Origin of the sequence: Leeia oryzae DSM 17879 (assembly GCF_000376945.1) — a bacterium.
In the GTDB taxonomy this organism is placed as follows: domain Bacteria; phylum Pseudomonadota; class Gammaproteobacteria; order Burkholderiales; family Leeiaceae; genus Leeia; species Leeia oryzae.
Map to the genome: position 1 here is coordinate 781,941 of NZ_AQXU01000025.1, position 18,940 is coordinate 800,880.

Consider the following 18,940-nt stretch of genomic DNA (forward strand, 5'->3'; position numbering starts at 1 on the left):
TTATCCCCCTGGCCTTATCGGGCAGCTTTGACTTCATCTGGCATGACAAAGTCGCCAGTATGGTTACCAAACGAATTACGCTCATACGTAATGACAGCCGCAAGCTCTGCGTCTGACAAGGCCGCTTTCCAGGACGGCATGGCGTTTTTGCCATTCAGCACGATATGGATATGACCGGCTTTTGGACCCGTCGCAATCTTGGAGCCTGCCAATGCAGGGAACGGTCCGGCCCCTTTGCCATCCGGCTGGTGACACGCGGCACAGTTGTTGGCGTACACCTTGGCACCGGCCTCAATGAGCGCCTCTTTGGTAATCGGCTTGCCAGGCTCAAACAGCGTCGCTTTGGCTGCCAGCTGCTTGGCCGCTACCCAGGTATCAAAGTCTTTCTGGCTCACAACCTTGACCACCGTCGGCATGAATCCGTGGCTACGACCGCACAATTCAACGCATTGCCCACGGTAGATACCGATCTTGTTGGCCTTGAACCAGGTATCACGGATAAACCCGGGAATGGCATCCTGTTTCACGGCAAAGGCGGGCATACCCCAAGAGTGGATGACGTCGTTAGACGTCACCAGCAAACGGACTTTCTTGTCTACCGGCACCACCAGCGGCTCGTCCACTTCCAGCAGGTAGTGGGCATCCTTGGCCGGTGCGTTCGGACCGTAGTTCTGGATCTGGTCTTGTGGTGTCAGCAGTTTGCTTTTAAAGCCAAACGACTGGTCCAGATAGTCATACCCCCAGTACCATTGGTAACCGGTGACTTTGATGGTGATGTCGGGTTGCGCGGAATTGCGCTGGGAAATGACCAGTTTTGCAGCCGGCCATGCCATGGCGATCAGGATCAGGGCCGGAATGATGGTCCAGATGATCTCGACCGTGGTGCTTTCGTGAAACGGTTTGGCCTGATGGCCCAGATTTTTTCTGTGTCGGAATATGGCCCAGAACATCATGCCAAAAACCGCCACAAAGATGACAATGATGATCCCCATCAGGAATGAGTGGAGATCCGATACGCGTGACGCTATTTCTGTGACGGGTGGCTGAAACGTCATTCTTGTGTCTGCCATCCCTAATCCCGGCGCACCAAATAGCATCAGTGCCAACAAGCCTCGGGACACATGGACATTGCCTGTGCAAATCTTGAGCATTTCACGTCTCCTGTGAAACGGACGAAGTGGTCTTCGTCGCTTTTTTATTTTTGTTGTTAGATTAAATCACCCCAATTACATCCATTCACTCACTTCCGGTTAAAACACATATGCACCCATTATAGGTGCATATTAGCGCGACAATTTGTCGCACATTGAGTTATTATTTGCAAGTCTTTTGACGAATTTCAACCAATTTGTTCTAAGATACCATTGTCAAAGCAAAAAAAGGATGATCTAGGCAGAGTCGTTTTCCCTATAACAAGGAAGGAGACACACCATGCATTTCGAACACCTTAACGCGCACTTTTCGATGCCTGAGACCAACACGGTCGAAGCATCCAGACCATTCACCTGGGTCAAACGAGCCTGGAAAGACATGTTCCAGCACCCCGTTCCCAGCATTACCTGGGGCATCCTGGTCTCTATTGTCGGCTGGGTTCTGTTGTCCATCGGCAGTGCATACCCTTATCTCACCACCACCATGATTACCGGCTTTTTGCTGGTCGCACCGATTTGTGCAGCAGGCTTGTATGTGCTGACCAGTGAAACCGAAAAAGGCAATAAAATCTCTTTCTGGCAATCCTTGGATGGCCTGAGAAAGAATTTTGGTCAATTGGCTTTATTGGGGGTATTTCTGGGGGTAATTGCAATTATCTGGGAGCGGATTTCTGCGATCCTGTTTGCATTGTTTTATCAGGAATCCGTTTTGTCGGTTGACAGCATGATGACTGCATTAACCGGGGAGTACGCCACATTTTCCATCATCTGGCTCGTTGCCGGGTTCATGCTGGCGGTACTGGTATTCATGCTGACCGCGTTTTCGATTCCGATGCTGGCAGACCGGGAGGTCGATGTGATTACTGCCTGCATGGTGAGCATGCGCACCGTGGCAGACAACATTCCGGCCATGGCCATCTGGGGCAGCATCATCGTGGTACTGACTGCGATTGGTTTTGCCACCAAGCTCTTGGGGATGATCCTGATTTTCCCGCTACTGGCACAAGCTACCTGGGTCGCTTATAAAGATCTGGTCAGATAAGCTGACCGGTATTACATAGCGACACGGTTACTCTGCGTTCACGGATGGTGACTGGCACACAATGCTGCACCATCCGTTTTTCATGTTTTTATGCGCATATGCCTGACAATCCGTCAGGACATCAGACATTGGCAATCTTGCCAAACACGCTGGCCGTGTTGGTTTCCGGGTATTGGGTACGCAACCAGGAATGCATGGCACTGGTGGACATCAGGCCACTGGTACGCTGCCAGACTGGGCGTTTGCGAAGTTCGCTGCCACTGGCCGGGGAATAACAGATCCACTGGTCATTATGGGCGTTGCTGTGTTTGGACACACAAATGTCCTGGGTGATATTGATCAACATATTTTACTCTTATCATTATTATCAGCGTCCAGACGCGTCCGTGCGCAGAAGTGCGCAACATGGACATGTCGCCGGTCGCTATTTTTTATAGCCCGTTCGGGCAAACATTACGGTATTGCAGTGGGTGTTCAGGAGGTCTTGCAAGGCCACGACATGTGACTGTGCAGAAGCTCGCCATTGCTGGCCAGAGAATGGTCTGTTGGAGTAGGGGGTGTGCATGATGGGCAACATCATGACAATGACAGGCTGGTGAAATACGGCTTTCAGCCTGAAAAAGAAGGGCACAACCTTTGCTACTGGCAAATCCGTCTACATCCGGATTTGCAACAAAACAGACATTGCCGCCGGATGCATGCATCCGGCTGACAATTACACCGCTATAACGCGATTAAGCTACTTTAACGTTGGCAGCTTGCAGGCCTTTGGCACCGCGCTCAACGTCAAATGTCACTGGCTGGCCTTCAGCCAGTGTTTTGAAACCGGTGCTAACGATAGCGCGGAAATGCACAAATACGTCGTCGCCGCCGTTATCCTGGGCAATGAAACCAAAACCTTTGGTTTCGTTGAACCATTTTACTTTACCTGTTGTGCTAGACATGATGTCTCCTTGAATTCACTATTAAATGTAATAAAAACCATGCGCAAACCGATGCGCTATAAGTCAGATCTAGATTGCAAAACAGATAATAATGAAGGCAAAAAAGGAACAACGAGGCTTCGGTAAGAAGTGCGGTGTAACTTGGAAACTTGCAACTAACGTTATATATATTTCGGTCTACAAACAGACTTGTGAACTGACTATACCGGCTAAGTCTGCAAATAGCAACGTATATTTCTACCCCCTGCTGCTGCAGGACGCCGAATCTGCCATGTAGTGCAATTTCAACCCGGTTTTGATCATCGACGCAGGCCGCACCCATGCTGGGATATGCGGTGATTCCGGCATGATCTGCACGTAATTTCAATACAATGTGTTGTAAAGACAATACGTTAATGCAGAGCCCCCTTGGACAATGTTACAATTGTGACAATCGCCTGGCGTGGTTCTGACCTGCCACCGGCCCGCTTTCAGCATCATGTATTGTTGTTTTTCATCTCTTGTTTGACCACGACCCCTTTCGGAGTGAGCCATGTCTTTAGTTTCAATGCGCCAGCTACTGGACCATGCAGCCGAGTTCAGCTACGGCCTGCCAGCATTTAACGTCAATAACCTGGAACAGATGCGCGCCATCATGGAAGCCGCTGACAAGACCGATAGTCCGGTCATTGTGCAGGCCTCTGCTGGCGCCCGCAAATATGCGGGTGCCCCTTTCCTGCGCCACCTGATTCTGGCCGCCATTGAAGAATTTCCGCACATTCCGGTCGTGATGCACCAGGATCATGGTACCAGCCCGGCCATTTGCCAGCGCTCCATCCAGCTGGGCTTCTCGTCCGTGATGATGGATGGTTCGCTGGGTGAAGACGGCAAAACCCCTACCGACTATGACTACAACGTGCGCGTCACCAAGAACGTGGTAGAACTGGCACACGCATGTGGCGTCTCGGTAGAAGGCGAAATCGGTTGTCTGGGCTCGCTGGAAACCGGTCAGGCCGGCGAAGAAGACGGTGTGGGTGCAGAAGGCATTCTGGACCATAGCCAGCTGCTGACCGACCCGGAAGAAGCGGCCCGTTTTGTACGTGATACCGGTGTGGATGCGCTGGCCATTGCCATCGGCACCAGCCATGGTGCGTACAAGTTCTCCCGTCCGCCGACCGGTGACATTCTGGCCATCAACCGCATCAAGGAAATCCATGCCCGCATCCCTAACACCCATCTGGTGATGCATGGCAGCTCCAGCGTGCCTCAGGAATGGCTGAAGATCATCAACGAGTTTGGTGGTGAAATCCCTGAAACCTACGGCGTACCGGTTGAAGAAATCGTGGAAGGCATCAAGCACGGGGTGCGCAAGGTCAATATCGATACCGACTTGCGTCTGGCATCTACCGGGGCGATCCGTCGCTTCCTGGCCAACAACAAGTCTGAATTCGATCCGCGCAAGTACCTGAAAGAAACCATTACCGCCATGCGCGACATCTGCATTGCGCGCTATGAGGCTTTTGGGGCTGCCGGACAAGCCAGCAAAATCAAGGCTATCTCTCTGGATAACATGTCTGTCCGTTACAGCAAGGGCGAACTGACCCAGGTGGTTCGTTAAGCCATTGCCCCGCCAGGGGCAATGATGGCAGTCAACAATATGGCGCATCCGGTGATGCGCCATATTTGTTTTTAGCCTCCCGCTATGCCGGAATCTCCGGGGTAGCGACCCGAATGGCCTCATGGATATGCTGTGCCAGTACCTGCACGATATCCTCCTGTATCCGCCCTTCTGACACCAGGTGCCACATGAACTGCATGACCTCGGTCTCGTTCAGCCCTTTGCGATAGGGACGGTTCTGGACCATGGCCTGAAAAATGTCGGCTACCCGCAGGATTCTCGCTTCCAGCGGCATGTCTTTTTCCAGCAGGTGGAAGGGATAACCCGTCCCGTCCGGCTCTTCGTGATGGTAAGCGGCCCAGTGCGCAATCTCTTGGAATCCTTCAATATTCCGCAGTATCTGGAAGGTTTCAAAGCTATGTGCGTTGATGATCGCCCGCTCGGTTTTATCCAGTTTGGCCGGTTTTTCCAGTATCTCGTCCGGCACCCTCAGTTTGCCAAGATCGTGCAGCAAACCAGCTATTTCCAGCTGGTCACAACGTTCTTCGCTGACCTGCATCTGCCGGGCCAGGTAGCGGGCCAGGTGCGCCACGCCCAAGGAATGAGTAGCGGTAAACGGGCTTTTGGCATCGACAATACGGGAAAATATCTCGGCCAGTTGCCGCAATGCCTGTCGGGATATCGGGGTTGCCCGGCTCGTGGCCAGCATGTCTTGCTGATAGGCCTGTACCGATCGTGGCTCTAGCAGCAACCAGAATGCTTCGGTACGGGAAACATCCATGAACACCGAGACCAGCGCCGGATCAAAATAGCTGCCAGCATGCTGGGCAATCGCGGCACGGATTTCTTCGGTGTGCAGCAGCACACTATTGCTGGCATAGTAGGGCGCAGTCAGGGCATCAACCCGGTCGACCAGAAAAATCAGGTTGGCTTTACGGCACAGGTCCGGATCACTGCAAAGCGTGACCAGCTTGTCCCATGGCGTATGGTGGTACTTGACCGGCAGCGCCATGTCGGCCAAAGGGGCAAACCCCGCCAGCAGCTTGTGGCCGACTTCGGCATGCACTTGCGAACTCGACCAGTCAAACTCGCTGACCAGATGCTGGTGTGTCTGGGTAGACGAAACGCCAATATCATGCAGCAGCCCCAGATCAAACAAAAAGGCGACTTCATCACTGGACAGTCCCAGCGCACGTGCGCATTCGGCGGCCATCAGACCCACCCGCTTGCCATGGGCCACATCGTCCACCCCCACCAGGTCCAGCGCATCGGACAGGGCATACACGGCATGCCTCAGGTCTACATTGATGGTCATCTTCACACTCCTGACAAGGGGTTCATGCGGGTGGTCACTGGCTTGAGCGGGTTGCTCAGGCCAGCACGGGTTGTTTGAGGATCAGATGCAGGTAGCCATCCGTCATGACCTGCCAGGCAAACCAGGCAAACAGCAGGGCAGAGAACACATGGAATACCTGCAGTAGCCGATGCCCCAGCACTTCTCCGCCTTTATGGGCCAGCGCGCACAAGGCAACCGTCCAGATCAGCCCTGCACTCAGGAAACCGCCCAGAAACCCGAGCTGGCTCATCAGGCCATGATTGCCTGACTTGGCAATCAGTGCACCGCCCACCACGGCAAACCACAAAATTGCCGAGGGCGAGGACATGGCCAGGGCAATGCCCTTGAAGAACTGTTTGTGGTGATCGGGCGCATCCACTGTCAGCCGCTCGCCAGAGGCGGGAGGCACCTTGATGGCAAGGTACAGCATTTTGCCCGCCAGAAACACCATCACCAGACTGCCCACCACCCACATGGTCCAGCGGACGGCCTCGAATTGCAGTAGCGTGGTCATGCCGAACAGGGCCAGCATGGCATAGATGATATCCCCCACACATGAGCCGAATCCCAGCCAGACGCCCGACCAGTAGCCTCGCTGCATGGCCAGGGTCAGCATGGCAATATTGACGATGCCGATATCCATGCACAAGGACAGAGAGAGCAAAAATCCGTTGCTGGCGGTACTGAACATAAAAACCTTCCGGGTTGATATCCAAACACCCGCCAGACCGCAGGGACATGGCGGGGGGGATTGATTTCATCATGCACAAATTGCATATCGGCATGCATTTTTTGCAAAGCAACAATCTGGCGGATACATTATCCTGACCATCGTGTGAATTCAATGAAATTTGTAAGGGTTGTGATGCAATTACATGACTATGTGGGTATCTTCGGTGTGATTTTGTACCTGTTTGCCTATGGCATGGTACAGCTGGGACGATTGTCTCTGGAAGACCCGGGTTATGGGCTAATCAACATTGTGGCGTGCGGCTGTGGCATGTTCTCGCTGGCGCACGACTTCAACCTGTCGTCATTTTTGTCGCAAGGCATGTGGCTGATGCTTACGCTGGTGGGCATGTACCGCGGCTACCAGCGGCGCAGGTCGATGGCCATGGCAGCCTCAATGCGCTAACAGACAGTCGATAATCTGTTGCACTTCGGGTTTGACGTGGCGTTCTGCCGACGTGATCAGATAGCATTTCCAGTGGCTGGCCAGCTTGCCGGGTAGCGCAGGGACCAAGGTGCCGCTGTGTATCTGTTTGTCGATCAGGCTTTCCCAGCCGAGCAATACCCCACAGCTCTTTTCCGCCGCCTGCACCAGAAAATCATAGTTGTTGGCCCGCCAGACGCGTTCAGGCCGGAAGCTCTCTACCCCCTGCGCATGGAACCAGTCAGACCAGCCGGTCCATTCATGCTGCGGGTCTTCCTGGATCAGCAAGGTATGCGACAGCAGGTCCTGGGCCTTTTCCGGCCTCTGCTGGCTGGCAAAATAATCTGGCGACACTGCCGGAAAACAGACTTCATCGTGATGAGGAACCGCATTGAAGCCTGCCGGGACAAACTTCAGATAAAAAATGCCCAGATCGAATTCGGCCGGCCGAAGCCCCGTAAAACTGTCGGTCACTTTCACCTTGAGTTGCAGGTTGGGTAATAACTGGCGAATCATCGGCAATTTTTCGGTCAGCAGCATGGTGCCGGTCGCACTGGAGCAGGCAATCGTCACCTGCGGGCTGCCATTCCAGCCCATGACATCCGCCGTGGCCAGCGACAGGCTTAACAGATGCTGCCGGACCTGCCTTGCAAAAGCCTCGCCACTCGGCGTCAGCGACATGCGGTGCGTATGCCGGAGAAACAGCTTGCAGCCCAAGGCGGTTTCCAGCTGCTGTATCTGCCGGCTGATGGCACTTTGGGTCAGACTCAGTTCTTCTGCCGCCCGCGAAAAACTGCACAAGCGGGCGACACACTCAAAACTGATCAGGGTACTCAGAGGTGGCAGGGGCTGGATGGATCGCATGGTTTCCGCTTGCATCATCAAAATATGTCCGGCAGGGCAATTGCCGCTTGCGGCGGGTCATCCCTATTTGCGCACAGTGTAGCAGCCAGACCCGCTAGATACGACTGGCGTGGCGAATGGATTGCGCAGCCGCCATGAGGGATTGCCTTGCGGCTTCCAAGGCAGCCGCCGGCTGGCGGGACCAATCGCTTAAACGCGTCCGAAGCGTACCGATACCCTGCGGCATGTCGTCGATCACCGCCGGGTGCTGGAGAAACGACCGTGATAGCCAGGCGCCGGTTGCCCCCAGCCTGGGATATTGCGCCAGTATCAGATCGGGAGGCACCGGTAGCGACGTATCGTCCGGATACCCCACGCCACCGATGGAAAAATCCAGCCCGACCGCACGAACTTCTGCAGCAAGCATGTCAATAAGCGGAGACGCCAACAATTCAAAATGGTTATGTACCTGCAGTTCCAGCCGCAAGTCGTTCAACCCGATCATGATTTCCGCAATGCCAGGCACGGCCAGGATTTCTCGAATGCGGACCACGGCGGAAGCCGTTTCGACCAGCATGACCACACGCGCACGGCCCCTCACCAGCCGGACAAACGCATCGACTTCGCTGGCAGTACGGAAAAACGGCAGCATGATCACCTGCGCGCCATGCTGCAAAACCTGCTCGATCTCAGCACCACTATCCGGATTCAGGGGGTTCACCCTGACAAACAGTTGGGCACGACGTACGGCAGACGTCAAAGCGGGGAAGTCCTGATAGGCGTGCTCGGACATGCGCGTATCCAGCCCGGTTTGCCGTGGTACTTTATTCAGTTTTTCCAGATCCAGGCCGATCCGGTTGACACCGCACTGATCGGCCTGCGCTGCCAGTAGCGGATCCTTGGTCACCAGCGTGAGCCGAAAATCCTGCCCAAAATCTCGCATGCCCATGGTCAGAGAATGTCCGGGATTTCATGTGTCCCGGGTACCAACCGGAAATTATCGGGCTTGGCATAATCATAAGGCTCATTAAACACATTGATATAACCAGCGGCCATGCCGCTTTCGTTCCGCAGTGCGTGCCACACGCCCGGCGGCACAATCACCAGCACCGGACGTGCCGCACCAAAACGGATAATCTCGCTTGCCCCTTTGGTTGCAGAATCCTCCCGGCCATCCCACAGGGCCAGCTTGATATTGCCGCCAACCCCTACCAGGTGGTCGGTCTGCTGCGCATGGCAATGCCAGTCGGTCACCGCGTTTGCATTAAGCTGCACCCAGTTGACCTGTTTGGCCGTGATGCCGATCTCTGACCAGTCGGCCCTAAAAAGCTCGGTCATGTAACCGCTTTTGGTCATGACATTGCCCAGCTCCACAATCTGAACCCCGGTAATCGCGGGCGGATGAAATCGGCTACCACCGGCGACCACGGTTTGCGGGTCTGACATACCAATCGGGGACATGTGTTTCCTTTGTTATATGTAGTATTGAATTGTCATCAATACAGTTTGCACGGGAAGGCTTTATTCGGCAAGATAGATGACGCACTTACTCAACTGACCATTAAGCCATTTGTGAACATTCACCTTTATACCCGTTGCTGGAACGATGCTGATATGTTGCCATGGTTTTTCCGGCACTATGATCCGCTGGTCGACCAATATTTTATCTATGATGACGGCTCAACGGATCAGTCACTGGCGTTGTTGCACGCGCACCCCAAAGTGACCCTGCTCCCCATGCCAAGTTATGCCTGCCCTGAGTCACGTATCGAATCTGGACGCATTTTGCAGGATAGCTGCTGGCATGCCAGCCGGGGCAAGGCGGACTGGGTCATCGTGACGGATATTGATGAGCACTTGTACCATCCGGATATCCATAATTATCTACGGCGCATGGTAAAGGCTGGCGTCAGCATGATTCCAGCACTGGGCTACGAGATGATTGCGGATGCATTTCCAGATACGGACGGCCGATTATGTGACCTGCTGGTGCGTGGTGTTCCGTCACCATTTTACAGCAAGCTGAATATCTTCTCGCCGAATCTGATCGAAACCACCGGCTATGAACCCGGTCGTCATACGGCTGCCCCGACAGGGCATGTGCTGTTACCCGCCAAAGACGAACTCAAATTATTGCACTTCAAGCACATCGACTTTGACCGCTTGTGCGAGCGTCACAAGCAATATCTGACCCGACAGCGTCCACAGGATCTGGCCATGGGCTGGGGAGGCCAATATTCATGGTCGGATGCCAAATTAAAAGCCACATGGGACCTGCTGCATCGCAAAGCCACCAACGTACTCAGACATCGCTGGTGGCCCTGGCAGAAAGCTAGCAAACGCTTATGGTGGAAGCATTATCCCCGTGACCATCATGCGCAGCCTTTCTATCGTCGCTGGTGGCAACAGCGGTTTGTGAAACCTGCCATTTAGCCGGATGTTTGCATTGGCATGGCCACTGACGGCCGGTGTGTCACCAGACAAACCGGTGATTCATTTGTTTATTTACACAAAACAATAAACCATTTAAATTATCCATCTCGCCGCCCTGCTTATTACTATAATCATAAGGTCATCCGACGGGATGTCTGATTCGTACAGAGATGTAAGCCGCCACTTGATTAACCAGGTTCAACCTTTTCTCATCGTGGTCACTTATGCCGAATAGCACGCACCCTGGGTTCCTCATTTTTCTGTGTTATGCCTCGGCAGGCATTTCCATGGCCGGCGCATTGCAAGCGGTGATTCTGGGGAAAATGATCCGGCAGCACCGTCAGCCCTATGGAATCTATTTCCTGCTGTGCCTGGCGACCATGGCCCTGCAGATTTGCATTGCCAATTTTCACAATTCAGACAACCTCCACGACATGCTGCTGTGGCAAAGTGGCCAAAATACGGCTGCCTTTGTTGCCATTGTGCTGGTCTTTTCCTTTACGGCGGTGTACTCGCGACAACGATACGCCAAAGAACTGGTCATTGCGCTGGGCAGTATCTTCTCGGTGTTCATCCTGATCAACTTTCTCATGCCATATGGCATCCGCTTCGCCAGTCAGCCCGACATCACCCCGATGCATTTTCCGTGGGGGGAGCAGTTAAACCAGCTTCGCGGCACCTCCTCCAGAATCAGCAATATCGTCAGGCTGGCCTACGTGGTGGTATATGCCTGGGGTTTTTACTGCACCCACCAGCTGCTCAAAAATGGACAAAGGCTGACGGCCGCCTTGTTTGGTTGCGGCTACCTGATACTGCTGACAGCGGTTTTTCTGTCTGGCCTGCTTGAAACGAACCGGGTTGATTTTATCTACGTGGGTGGCTATGGCATTCTGGCATTCAATATCCTGATGTCGGTGATGGTCAGCCGGGATTTCTATGAAGCCCTGAACCACATGGAATACATGCTAAAGCATGACCTGCTGACCGGCCTGCCCAACCGTACCGCGACCATGAACGAGCTGGACCGGGTCAATGCCGCCAGTCTGGTGGACACACCTTATGAATATCTGCTGTTACTGAATGTAGACCGGTTTGATGTGATTAATGACACGCTGGGCCATGCCACCGGTAACGAACTGCTAAAGCAGATTGCGGCCCGGCTGACCGAGGTAATCCAATCCGGGGACTTTGCTGCGCGCCTGGGTGGCGATGAATTTGTGATACTGAAGAATGATATCGAATTGCCCTTCGGCATTCTGTCTTATACCGAAAGCCTGCAAAGCTTTCTCAGCAAGCCCTATGAAGTCCAGGGGCACCCGGTCAATGTGACGTTCAGCATCGGTATCGCCCGTCATTCGCAGGAGCGGTCGGTTGATCTGCTGACGGCAGCCGATCTGGCCATCCGTGAGGCCAAGAAATCCAGCCATAGCCGGATCGAGCTCTATCATGATGATTTTCATGAGGCCATTAACGAACGACTGAGGATTGGCAACAAGTTGCGGCACGCCTTGCTGGCGGGCGAGTTTGAACTGTATTTCCAGCCCCAGGTGAATGCGGTTACTCGCCAGATTGACTGCTTTGAAGCACTGATCCGCTGGAACAGTCCCGACGATGGCCTGATTGCGCCGAACCGCTTTATTCCGGTGGCCGAGGAAATGAACCTGATCATTCCGATTGGCAAGTGGGTCATTGAGGAAGCATGCAGAAAACTGGTGGAGTTTCATGAGGCAGGATTTCCGGAAATACGGATGGCGATCAACATGGCCGTCCAGCAGCTGATGCAGGAACACTTCACCACCGAGGTCGCCCAGGTCATCGAGAAATATCGTCTGACACCCGGGCAGATCGAACTGGAGATCACCGAATCTGCCGTGATGTCGGAACCGGAAAAATGCATTCGTCAGCTTGGGTTGCTGAAAGAGATTGGCATCAAGCTGGCGGTGGATGATTTTGGTACCGGTTATTCGTCTTTGGGGTACGTGAACCAGCTACCGGTAGACGTGATCAAGATTGACCGTACCTTCGTCAAGGACCTGACGGAAGGCAACCAGAGCAATGTGATTTGCGTGACGACCATCCACATGGCCAAAAGCCTGGGGCTACAAACAGTGGCAGAAGGGGTGGAGACCGAATTGCAGGCCGAGATTCTGGGCAAAATGGGTTGTGACATCCTGCAAGGTTATTACTTCTCCAGACCGCTGCCTGCGGCTCAGGCCTTGCAATTGCTGACCCTGTACGCCAACAAGTAAACATGTAAAGAACGTCGTTAGCAGACGATACGGCGAGCGTCTGCACATACTCCGGGCGGCCTAGGACCTGCCGCATCCTGCCTTGCAGCAGACACAGAATGAAACCATAACTCCAGACAAAAGCCCCGATCATGCGGACATGATCGGGGCTTTTGTACGTGCATCCCCGGTGTCAGAGACCCGGGGGCAGGCATGACATGTTATGCGTCAGCCTCTGCATCTTCGAATGAATCTTCGATTTTGTGGATGCGGTCCTGGCGTTTCTGGATACGGTCACCCAGTGGAGGTCCCTGGAAGCGGTTACGCTCGCCCAGTACCCACCAGAACACCAGCATCACGGCGGCCAGACCCAGTGTCAGGTACAACACTTTGTCGTTTGGCGGCTGGACACCGACGTACACCAGCAGGGAACCGCCGATGGTAGCCAGCACGGCAATCGGCTTGGACCAGGTACCCAGGTCGAACGGGCCTTTTTTGGTCCAGGTTTTGCCTTCGGCAAAAATGCCGGCTGCAACAGGCATGACGTAAGAGATGTACAGGAACACGGCACAACCGGTAGACAGCACCACAAACGCATCGCCGTACAGGGTGGCCAGGAAAGACAGGGTCGCACACACCCAGATGGACAAGCCTGGGGTACGATGTGTGTGATTAACCTGCTTTAGCTGGTGCGAGAACGGCAAGCCGCCATCACGGGCAAACGCATACATCATGCGTGAGGTAGAGGTCATGCCGGCCAGCGCGCACAGGTAGTTGGACACAAAAATGCCAATGCCCAGTGCAACTTTCAGGCCATGTGGCAGCGGATTCAACAGTGCATCAAAGAAGCCCATGCCTTGTTTCACGCCTTCTTTCAGGTCTGGCATCACCAGAACGAAAGTGGCGATCATGACATAACCGAACACGGCAGAGTAGAACACGGCGCGCATGATGCCTTTAGGCACGTTTTCAGTGGCGTTGTGGGTTTCTTCCGAGGTGTGGGCTGACGCATCAAAACCGGTGATGGTGTATACGGTCAGCAACAGGCCAGACATGAACACCATGATCATGCTGTCGGATTTTGGCCACCAGCTGCCTTCTGCGCCGGTAAAGTTGGTGAAGGTCACCAGGCGGGAGAAGTCAAACTTGGTGGGTGAGTAGATCCACAGGCTCACGGTCAGAACGGTTGCCACCACGAAGATCAGGTAACCGGAAATGTCGGTCAGCTTGCTGGTGAGCTTGATCCCCATATGGTTCAGGTAAGCCTGGCTAATGGTCAGTGCTGCAATGAACAGCGTCTGGTGGGTCCAGGTCAGTGAGGCCGGATCAATGCCCAGCAGCGGGGCGATCAGGGTTTTGAAGAACGGATCGTACACCCCGAAGTTGACCGAGGCGATCACGAAGATCAGGCCCAGCAGGTTAAACCAGGCCGTTGCCCAGCCAAACCCTTTACCGCCCAGGATGGAACCCCAGTGATACAAGCCGCCAGCCGTTGGGTAGCTGGATGCGATTTGTGACATGGCCGCCGCCACTACCAGCGCGAACAACGCGCCAATTGGCCAACCAATGCCGATGGAAGCACCGCCGCCGGCGCTCAGGCCGCCTGCAAATGCCGTAATACCGCCTGCAAGAATACAAATAATCGAGAATGAAATCGCAAAGTTGGAGAAACCACTCATGCGTCTTGCCAGCTCCTGGGCGTAGCCCATGCTGTGCAAGAGTTTTTCATCGTCATCTGGTACATGCGTACCGGTGTGCTGATCTTGACTCATCTCTACCCTCTTTATCTTGAATTAATACATCATGGATCGTTACGGCTAAAAGTGACGTCTGGCGAGGAAAGCCAGCGTCGGATACGCGTTTACCCGTGCTGCAAGTGCTCATGAAACCACGGCCTTATTTATGCGGGGTGAACAGGTATTAAGCGGTAAACCAAGCCTCCTTTCATGCGTGTGATACTCCCCTAGTTGGAAAACCATCCCCGGCACTGGTCCAGGGCTTTTGTAAACAGGTGCCGATTTACCCCTGCCGCGCCCGGCTGGTACACCGTGGGTGCCTGCAGGGCCATGGATAGCGGCTGACCAGTGAACGCCAGCATGCCAAGCTGCGCAGTACCCAGACTGGTGAGGTCACCACTTTGTTGTACCGCCACCGGCCGTTGCAACACATCGGCAAAAAACTGGCAGAAATACGGGTTACGGGTAATGCCGCCATCCACCGACAGCATGCCGCTCGCCGGACTGGCGGCAGTCAGCGTATCGACGATTTCTGCCGCCCTGAGCGCAATGCCTTCTACCACTGCGCGGCACAAGGCCTCGCGGGTAGTACCTTGGCGCAACCCGATCCACTGGCCGGCAGCCTGGCGGTCCCAGTGCGGGCAGGCCAAGCCTGCCAGGGCGGGAACAAAAACCAGCCCGGTTTCCAGTGCGGTCGGGCCTTCATAACGGGATAACTCGTCGTAATCGGAAAACAGCCCCAGCGACTTCAGCCACTCGATGGCCGCGCCTGCGGTGTACATGCCGCCGTCAATGGCATACTGGGTATGCGGGTTGCCCGCTGCATCGGTCAGGGTCCAGGCCAGTGTGGGCAACAGGCCGTCGCCAGCATGCAGATGCGGTTGGGTGCCGGTGATTGCCAGGGCAAAGGCGCCGGTGCCAAACGTGATTTTCAGGTCACCGGCGTGGCGGCAGCCATGGCCATACAGGGCTGCCTGCTGGTCAACTACGTCTACCACCAGCGGTGCACCATCGGACTCGCAACCGATATGCAAAGTGCCAAAGCCATGGGTGGTCGGCACGATATTGGGCAGCGTACTGAAAGGTACGCCAAAGCGTTCGCAGAGCAGTTCGTCCCAGTCAGCCGAGCGTAGATTGGCCAGGCTGGTGCGCGAAGCGCTGCTGGTATCGGTCAGGTACTGGCCGGTAAGGCGTGAGACAAAAAATGCGTCGCTGGTAGACAGGCGCAGACGTCCTTCTGCGTAGGCTTTGGCTGCAGCGGGCACCTCCTGCAGCAGCCAGCGCAGTTTGCTGGCCGAAAAATACGCATCCAGCGGCAAACCGGCCCGTTGCAGCGTGTCTTGTTCCAGCCCTTGCAGGCGTTGCGCATCCAGCCAGGGCTGGGTTCGCTGGTCTTGCCAGACGATGGCGTTATAGAGGGGCAGGCCGGTAATGGCGTCTGACGCCACCACGGTTTCCCCCTGATGGGCAATGGCCAGGGCATCAAACTTGCCGGCCTTGCGGATCAGCGTGATCATGTTGCCCAGCAGTGCTTCGGCATCCTGCTCGACCCAGCCATCGTGCGGGTGAAAGGTCTCGTGAGCCAGCCGGCCGACCTCGGTAAACTGTCCCTGGTCGTCCAGCAGATAAGCTTTGGTAAGGGTGGTGCCTTGGTCAATGGCGAGAATGGTCGTCATGGCTTAAGGCTCCATCCGCAGTTCGAGTTGCCGGGCACCTTGCCAGTCGCCCGCCGGCCAGTGCAGCTGGACCCGCCGGCACGGCCGGGCCGATAACCGTTGCCGGCCGAGGGTGACGCCGTCGGCCAGCCAGCGCAGGGTGCCTTCCGTCCGTTGTGATACCCGGGCACGCAGCAGCAGCTTGTGATGAAGCGGTTTTTGCGCGTACAGACGTTGCGGATACAGATACGCCAGCGGGGCGCTGACCGTCACGGGAATAGCGGCATCTGCCGCGGGCAACACACCGTCGCGGGCTTGCAACATGGCGCGGGCAGCGGCCACGCCTTCGGCAGCGGCTACCCCGCTATGCTCCACCGGACGCAAGACATTGCCGGCCGCAAAATAGCTGGGATCGCTACAACGCCAGAAACTGTCGATGGCGGGGCCGCCGGTACCCGCATCCAGTTGCAGGTGGCTTTGCCGGACCAGACTAGCTTCCGGCACAAACTGCCCGCTCAGGATCACGCCATCGCATGGCAGAAAAATTTCTTCACCATGTTGTAACAGGGTGACGCCTTCCACGCGTTCCTCGCCATGAATGGACTGCAAGCGGGTCTGGGTGTGCACCGGCACACCAAATACCGTATCACTGATCAGCGCCGCGGGGCCAGGGGCCAGGACTTCATCGCCGGCTTCCACCAGCGCCAGCGGACGCACCCCCAGGTGCCGCAGGGTCAGCAGGCTGGAAAAAGCCACCCATTCGCTACCGACAACCACCGGATGCTGGAAGGGACGCTGCCCGGTTTCATAGGCATACCGCTGCAGGCTGCCGGTATTCATGACCCCGAAAGGCCGGGTCCCGCTAACCATGCGGGCACTGCGCGGGGTTTCCCGGGTGCCGGTGGTGAGCAACACCTGGCTAGCCTGCAATGCATGTACCCCCTCGGCATCCCGAATGCTCAGTTCGCCCCCGGGTTTGAGGGCCAGCACAGACGTGCCGCAGCGTATGGTGCCGGGTGCCAGCCTTTCCCTGAGCTGGCGGGCATACTCGGGGCCGCGCCAGACACGGTGAAAATCGAAGACGCCAAATCCGACATGACCGCAGTGGCGGGGCAAGCCACCGGCTTCTGCTTCGCGTTCCAGAACAATGACGTTCTTGAGCCCTTGCTGCTGCAGGGTCCAGGCCGCGCTCAGGCCTGCCGGTCCTGCGCCGATAATGACGACAGGGCCGGTCATGCATTGCCTCCCGGCATAGCATCGATGCCATCCACCCGAAGCCCGGCCTGCGTGGCCATCTCGACCACATTGGCCTGACAATAAAATCCCTGGCAACGCCCCATGCCGGCCCGGGTACGACGTTTGAGCCCACCCAGATCACCGGCTGGCAACGGCCCTTCCAGCGCGGCTTCAATCTCGCGCCGGGTCACCGACTCGCAATGGCACACCAGTGGTCCGCTCCCTTTGCACTGGAAATCACGCGGGTGGTAGTCACTCAGCACCGGCATGTGCGGCCAGTGTGTCGGGCGCGTCTCGCCGGTGGCCTGGAAATGCTGGTTCACCAGCCCCAAGACATGCTGGCCAATCCCCAACGATGCCGTCAGGCCGGTAGAACGGATGCCGCCCACGGTAATCCAGTGTTCCGTGGGTAACGCTTCAATCTGGTAATCCTTGAACTGGCTGGCGGGGCGCAAGCCGGCATAGGTAGCGGTAACAGGCTCTTGCGCCAGCGCCGGCAGCATGCGCACGCCCGCCTGATGCAAGGATTGCAAGGCTGCTTCGTCGATGGCCGCCGTCGTCCGGTCTTGCTGGTCTTCGGCCGTGGGGCCTACCAGCAGGTTGCCGAAGATGGTACGGGTAATCACCACCCCTTTGGTACGGTCGTTCGGCACGGGCAGCAAAATATGACTGGCCAGGCGCGAGGCGGTTTTGTCATAGACCACAAACTGGCCTTTGCGCGGGGTAATGGCAAACGGACTGGGCCGGCAGATGGCCTCGACCAGATCACCGTAATTGCCGGCGCAATTCACCACCAGCCGGGTTCTGACCATCCCTTGCGAGGTTTGCAAGTGCCAGTGGCCGTCTACCCGTTCGCCGGATAACACCTCGGCGCGGCGCATCACCTCTGCACCGTGGGCGATGGCTTGCAGCGTATAGGCCAGCGGCGCTGACCATGGATCAATCAGGTATTCGCCCGGCACATGCAGGGCCGCCTTGGCATGCGCGGCCAGATGCGGCTCCTGCGCGTGCAGTTGCTCAAGCGGAACAGGCGCGACATCGGTGACACGGTTCTGGTGGGCTTTGTGGAGGATATCCGGGAGTTTCTGTGCTTCTTCGTCTGACCAGGCAATCAGCAGGGCGCCGGTCTTTAGCAGCGGCAGGTTCAGGGCTTCATGGATCTGCAGGTATTCCTGATAGCCCGCCTGCATGCACTGCCATTCCAGGCTGCCCACCGGCGCATCGAAGGCCGTATGAAGGATGGCACTATTGCCCTTGGACGCACCAGAGAGAATGTCTCCGCCTTTTTCCAGCAGGCAGGCAGACAGGCCGGCACAGGCCAGTGCACGCAACACCGCACAGCCGACCACGCCGCCACCGATCACCGTGACGTCATAGGCTTCTTTTGTACGTTGAGCATTCTGACTGTGAGCCTGCATTACCGACTATCTCCCCTGATAGCAAGTACGACTTGTGAGCGCAGTTTGCGTTTAAAGCAAATGGCCGACAACAATCATCATTTGTACTAATGTTGATTCATTAGGCATAACGATTTTAATTGTCTGACGGTCCATATTTGTCGCAGCACACCATACAAAAGCACCGCT

Annotated in this window: 17 protein-coding genes; 5 read left to right on the forward strand and 12 right to left on the reverse strand. The window is 55.8% G+C overall.

What is annotated here, in order from left to right; genetic code table 11:
• Positions 1-14 precede the first annotated feature (14 nt).
• Positions 15-1,151 carry a cytochrome c oxidase subunit II gene (coxB, locus tag F552_RS0117155; RefSeq protein ID WP_018153005.1) on the reverse strand — a complete coding sequence of 379 codons (1,137 nt, stop codon included), beginning with the start codon at positions 1,149-1,151 and terminating at the stop codon, positions 15-17.
• 280 nt (positions 1,152-1,431) lie between these two features.
• Here coxB and F552_RS0117160 point away from each other — a divergent pair, with 280 nt between their 5' ends.
• Positions 1,432-2,193, forward strand: a complete 762-nt coding sequence (locus F552_RS0117160; RefSeq protein ID WP_018153006.1) for a DUF2189 domain-containing protein — start codon at positions 1,432-1,434, stop codon at positions 2,191-2,193.
• A gap of 121 nt (positions 2,194-2,314) precedes the next feature.
• Here the strand turns inward: F552_RS0117160 and F552_RS0117165 are convergent, their stop codons facing one another.
• Complete coding sequence (locus F552_RS0117165) at positions 2,315-2,539, reverse strand: hypothetical protein (protein ID WP_018153007.1); 225 nt, start codon at positions 2,537-2,539, stop codon at positions 2,315-2,317.
• A gap of 388 nt (positions 2,540-2,927) precedes the next feature.
• Positions 2,928-3,137 carry a cold-shock protein gene (locus F552_RS0117175; RefSeq protein ID WP_018153009.1) on the reverse strand — a complete coding sequence of 70 codons (210 nt, stop codon included), beginning with the start codon at positions 3,135-3,137 and terminating at the stop codon, positions 2,928-2,930.
• 532 nt (positions 3,138-3,669) lie between these two features.
• On the opposite strand from F552_RS0117175, the gene fba reads away from it, so the two are divergent.
• Positions 3,670-4,734: a class II fructose-bisphosphate aldolase gene (gene fba, locus F552_RS0117185; protein ID WP_026182854.1), complete on the forward strand. Its 1,065-nt coding sequence runs from the start codon at positions 3,670-3,672 to the stop codon at positions 4,732-4,734.
• 82 nt (positions 4,735-4,816) lie between these two features.
• Here fba and F552_RS0117190 read toward each other — a convergent pair whose 3' ends face one another.
• Together F552_RS0117190 and F552_RS0117195 are read right to left on the reverse strand one after the other, a co-directional pair.
• Positions 4,817-6,049: an HD-GYP domain-containing protein gene (locus F552_RS0117190; RefSeq protein ID WP_018153012.1), complete on the reverse strand. Its 1,233-nt coding sequence runs from the start codon at positions 6,047-6,049 to the stop codon at positions 4,817-4,819.
• 55 nt (positions 6,050-6,104) lie between these two features.
• Positions 6,105-6,761, reverse strand: a complete 657-nt coding sequence (locus F552_RS0117195) for a LysE family translocator (RefSeq protein WP_018153013.1) — start codon at positions 6,759-6,761, stop codon at positions 6,105-6,107.
• Between the two features lie 174 nt (positions 6,762-6,935).
• Between F552_RS0117195 and F552_RS0117205 the strand changes: the two genes are divergently transcribed.
• Positions 6,936-7,205 carry a CBU_0592 family membrane protein gene (locus F552_RS0117205; protein ID WP_018153015.1) on the forward strand — a complete coding sequence of 90 codons (270 nt, stop codon included), beginning with the start codon at positions 6,936-6,938 and terminating at the stop codon, positions 7,203-7,205.
• Here the strand turns inward: F552_RS0117205 and F552_RS0117210 are convergent.
• The 3 genes from F552_RS0117210 to F552_RS0117220 all read right to left on the reverse strand — a co-directional run bounded on the left by F552_RS0117210 (position 7,194) and on the right by F552_RS0117220 (position 9,527).
• Positions 7,194-8,105: a LysR substrate-binding domain-containing protein gene (locus F552_RS0117210; RefSeq protein ID WP_018153016.1), complete on the reverse strand. Its 912-nt coding sequence runs from the start codon at positions 8,103-8,105 to the stop codon at positions 7,194-7,196. The two genes, F552_RS0117205 and F552_RS0117210, sit on opposite strands and share 12 nt — an antisense overlap.
• 76 nt (positions 8,106-8,181) lie before the next feature.
• Positions 8,182-9,015, reverse strand: coding sequence for an aldolase/citrate lyase family protein (locus F552_RS19745; protein ID WP_018153017.1), 834 nt, complete (start codon positions 9,013-9,015; stop codon positions 8,182-8,184).
• Between the two features lie 2 nt (positions 9,016-9,017).
• Positions 9,018-9,527: a cupin domain-containing protein gene (locus tag F552_RS0117220; RefSeq protein ID WP_018153018.1), complete on the reverse strand. Its 510-nt coding sequence runs from the start codon at positions 9,525-9,527 to the stop codon at positions 9,018-9,020.
• A gap of 153 nt (positions 9,528-9,680) precedes the next feature.
• On the opposite strand from F552_RS0117220, the gene F552_RS19750 reads away from it, so the two are divergent.
• Positions 9,681-10,499 carry a glycosyltransferase family protein gene (locus tag F552_RS19750; protein WP_018153019.1) on the forward strand — a complete coding sequence of 273 codons (819 nt, stop codon included), beginning with the start codon at positions 9,681-9,683 and terminating at the stop codon, positions 10,497-10,499.
• A gap of 287 nt (positions 10,500-10,786) precedes the next feature.
• Positions 10,787-12,748, forward strand: a complete 1,962-nt coding sequence (locus F552_RS19755; protein ID WP_018153020.1) for a putative bifunctional diguanylate cyclase/phosphodiesterase — start codon at positions 10,787-10,789, stop codon at positions 12,746-12,748.
• 200 nt (positions 12,749-12,948) lie between these two features.
• Here F552_RS19755 and F552_RS0117240 read toward each other — a convergent pair whose 3' ends face one another.
• From F552_RS0117240 to F552_RS0117255, 4 genes are all read right to left on the reverse strand, one after another.
• Complete coding sequence (locus F552_RS0117240) at positions 12,949-14,499, reverse strand: amino acid permease (protein WP_018153021.1); 1,551 nt, start codon at positions 14,497-14,499, stop codon at positions 12,949-12,951.
• Positions 14,500-14,690: 191 nt separating this feature from the next.
• The gene (locus F552_RS0117245; RefSeq protein ID WP_018153022.1) at positions 14,691-16,139 is read right to left on the reverse strand and encodes an FGGY family carbohydrate kinase; all 1,449 of its coding nucleotides are present in this window, start codon (positions 16,137-16,139) and stop codon (positions 14,691-14,693) included.
• A 3-nt stretch (positions 16,140-16,142) separates the two neighbouring features.
• Positions 16,143-17,354, reverse strand: coding sequence for an NAD(P)/FAD-dependent oxidoreductase (locus tag F552_RS0117250; protein ID WP_018153023.1), 1,212 nt, complete (start codon positions 17,352-17,354; stop codon positions 16,143-16,145).
• Positions 17,351-18,772: an NAD(P)/FAD-dependent oxidoreductase gene (locus tag F552_RS0117255; protein ID WP_018153024.1), complete on the reverse strand. Its 1,422-nt coding sequence runs from the start codon at positions 18,770-18,772 to the stop codon at positions 17,351-17,353. Before F552_RS0117255 ends, F552_RS0117250 begins: the two co-directional genes overlap by 4 nt.
• Positions 18,773-18,940: the final 168 nt, after the last annotated feature.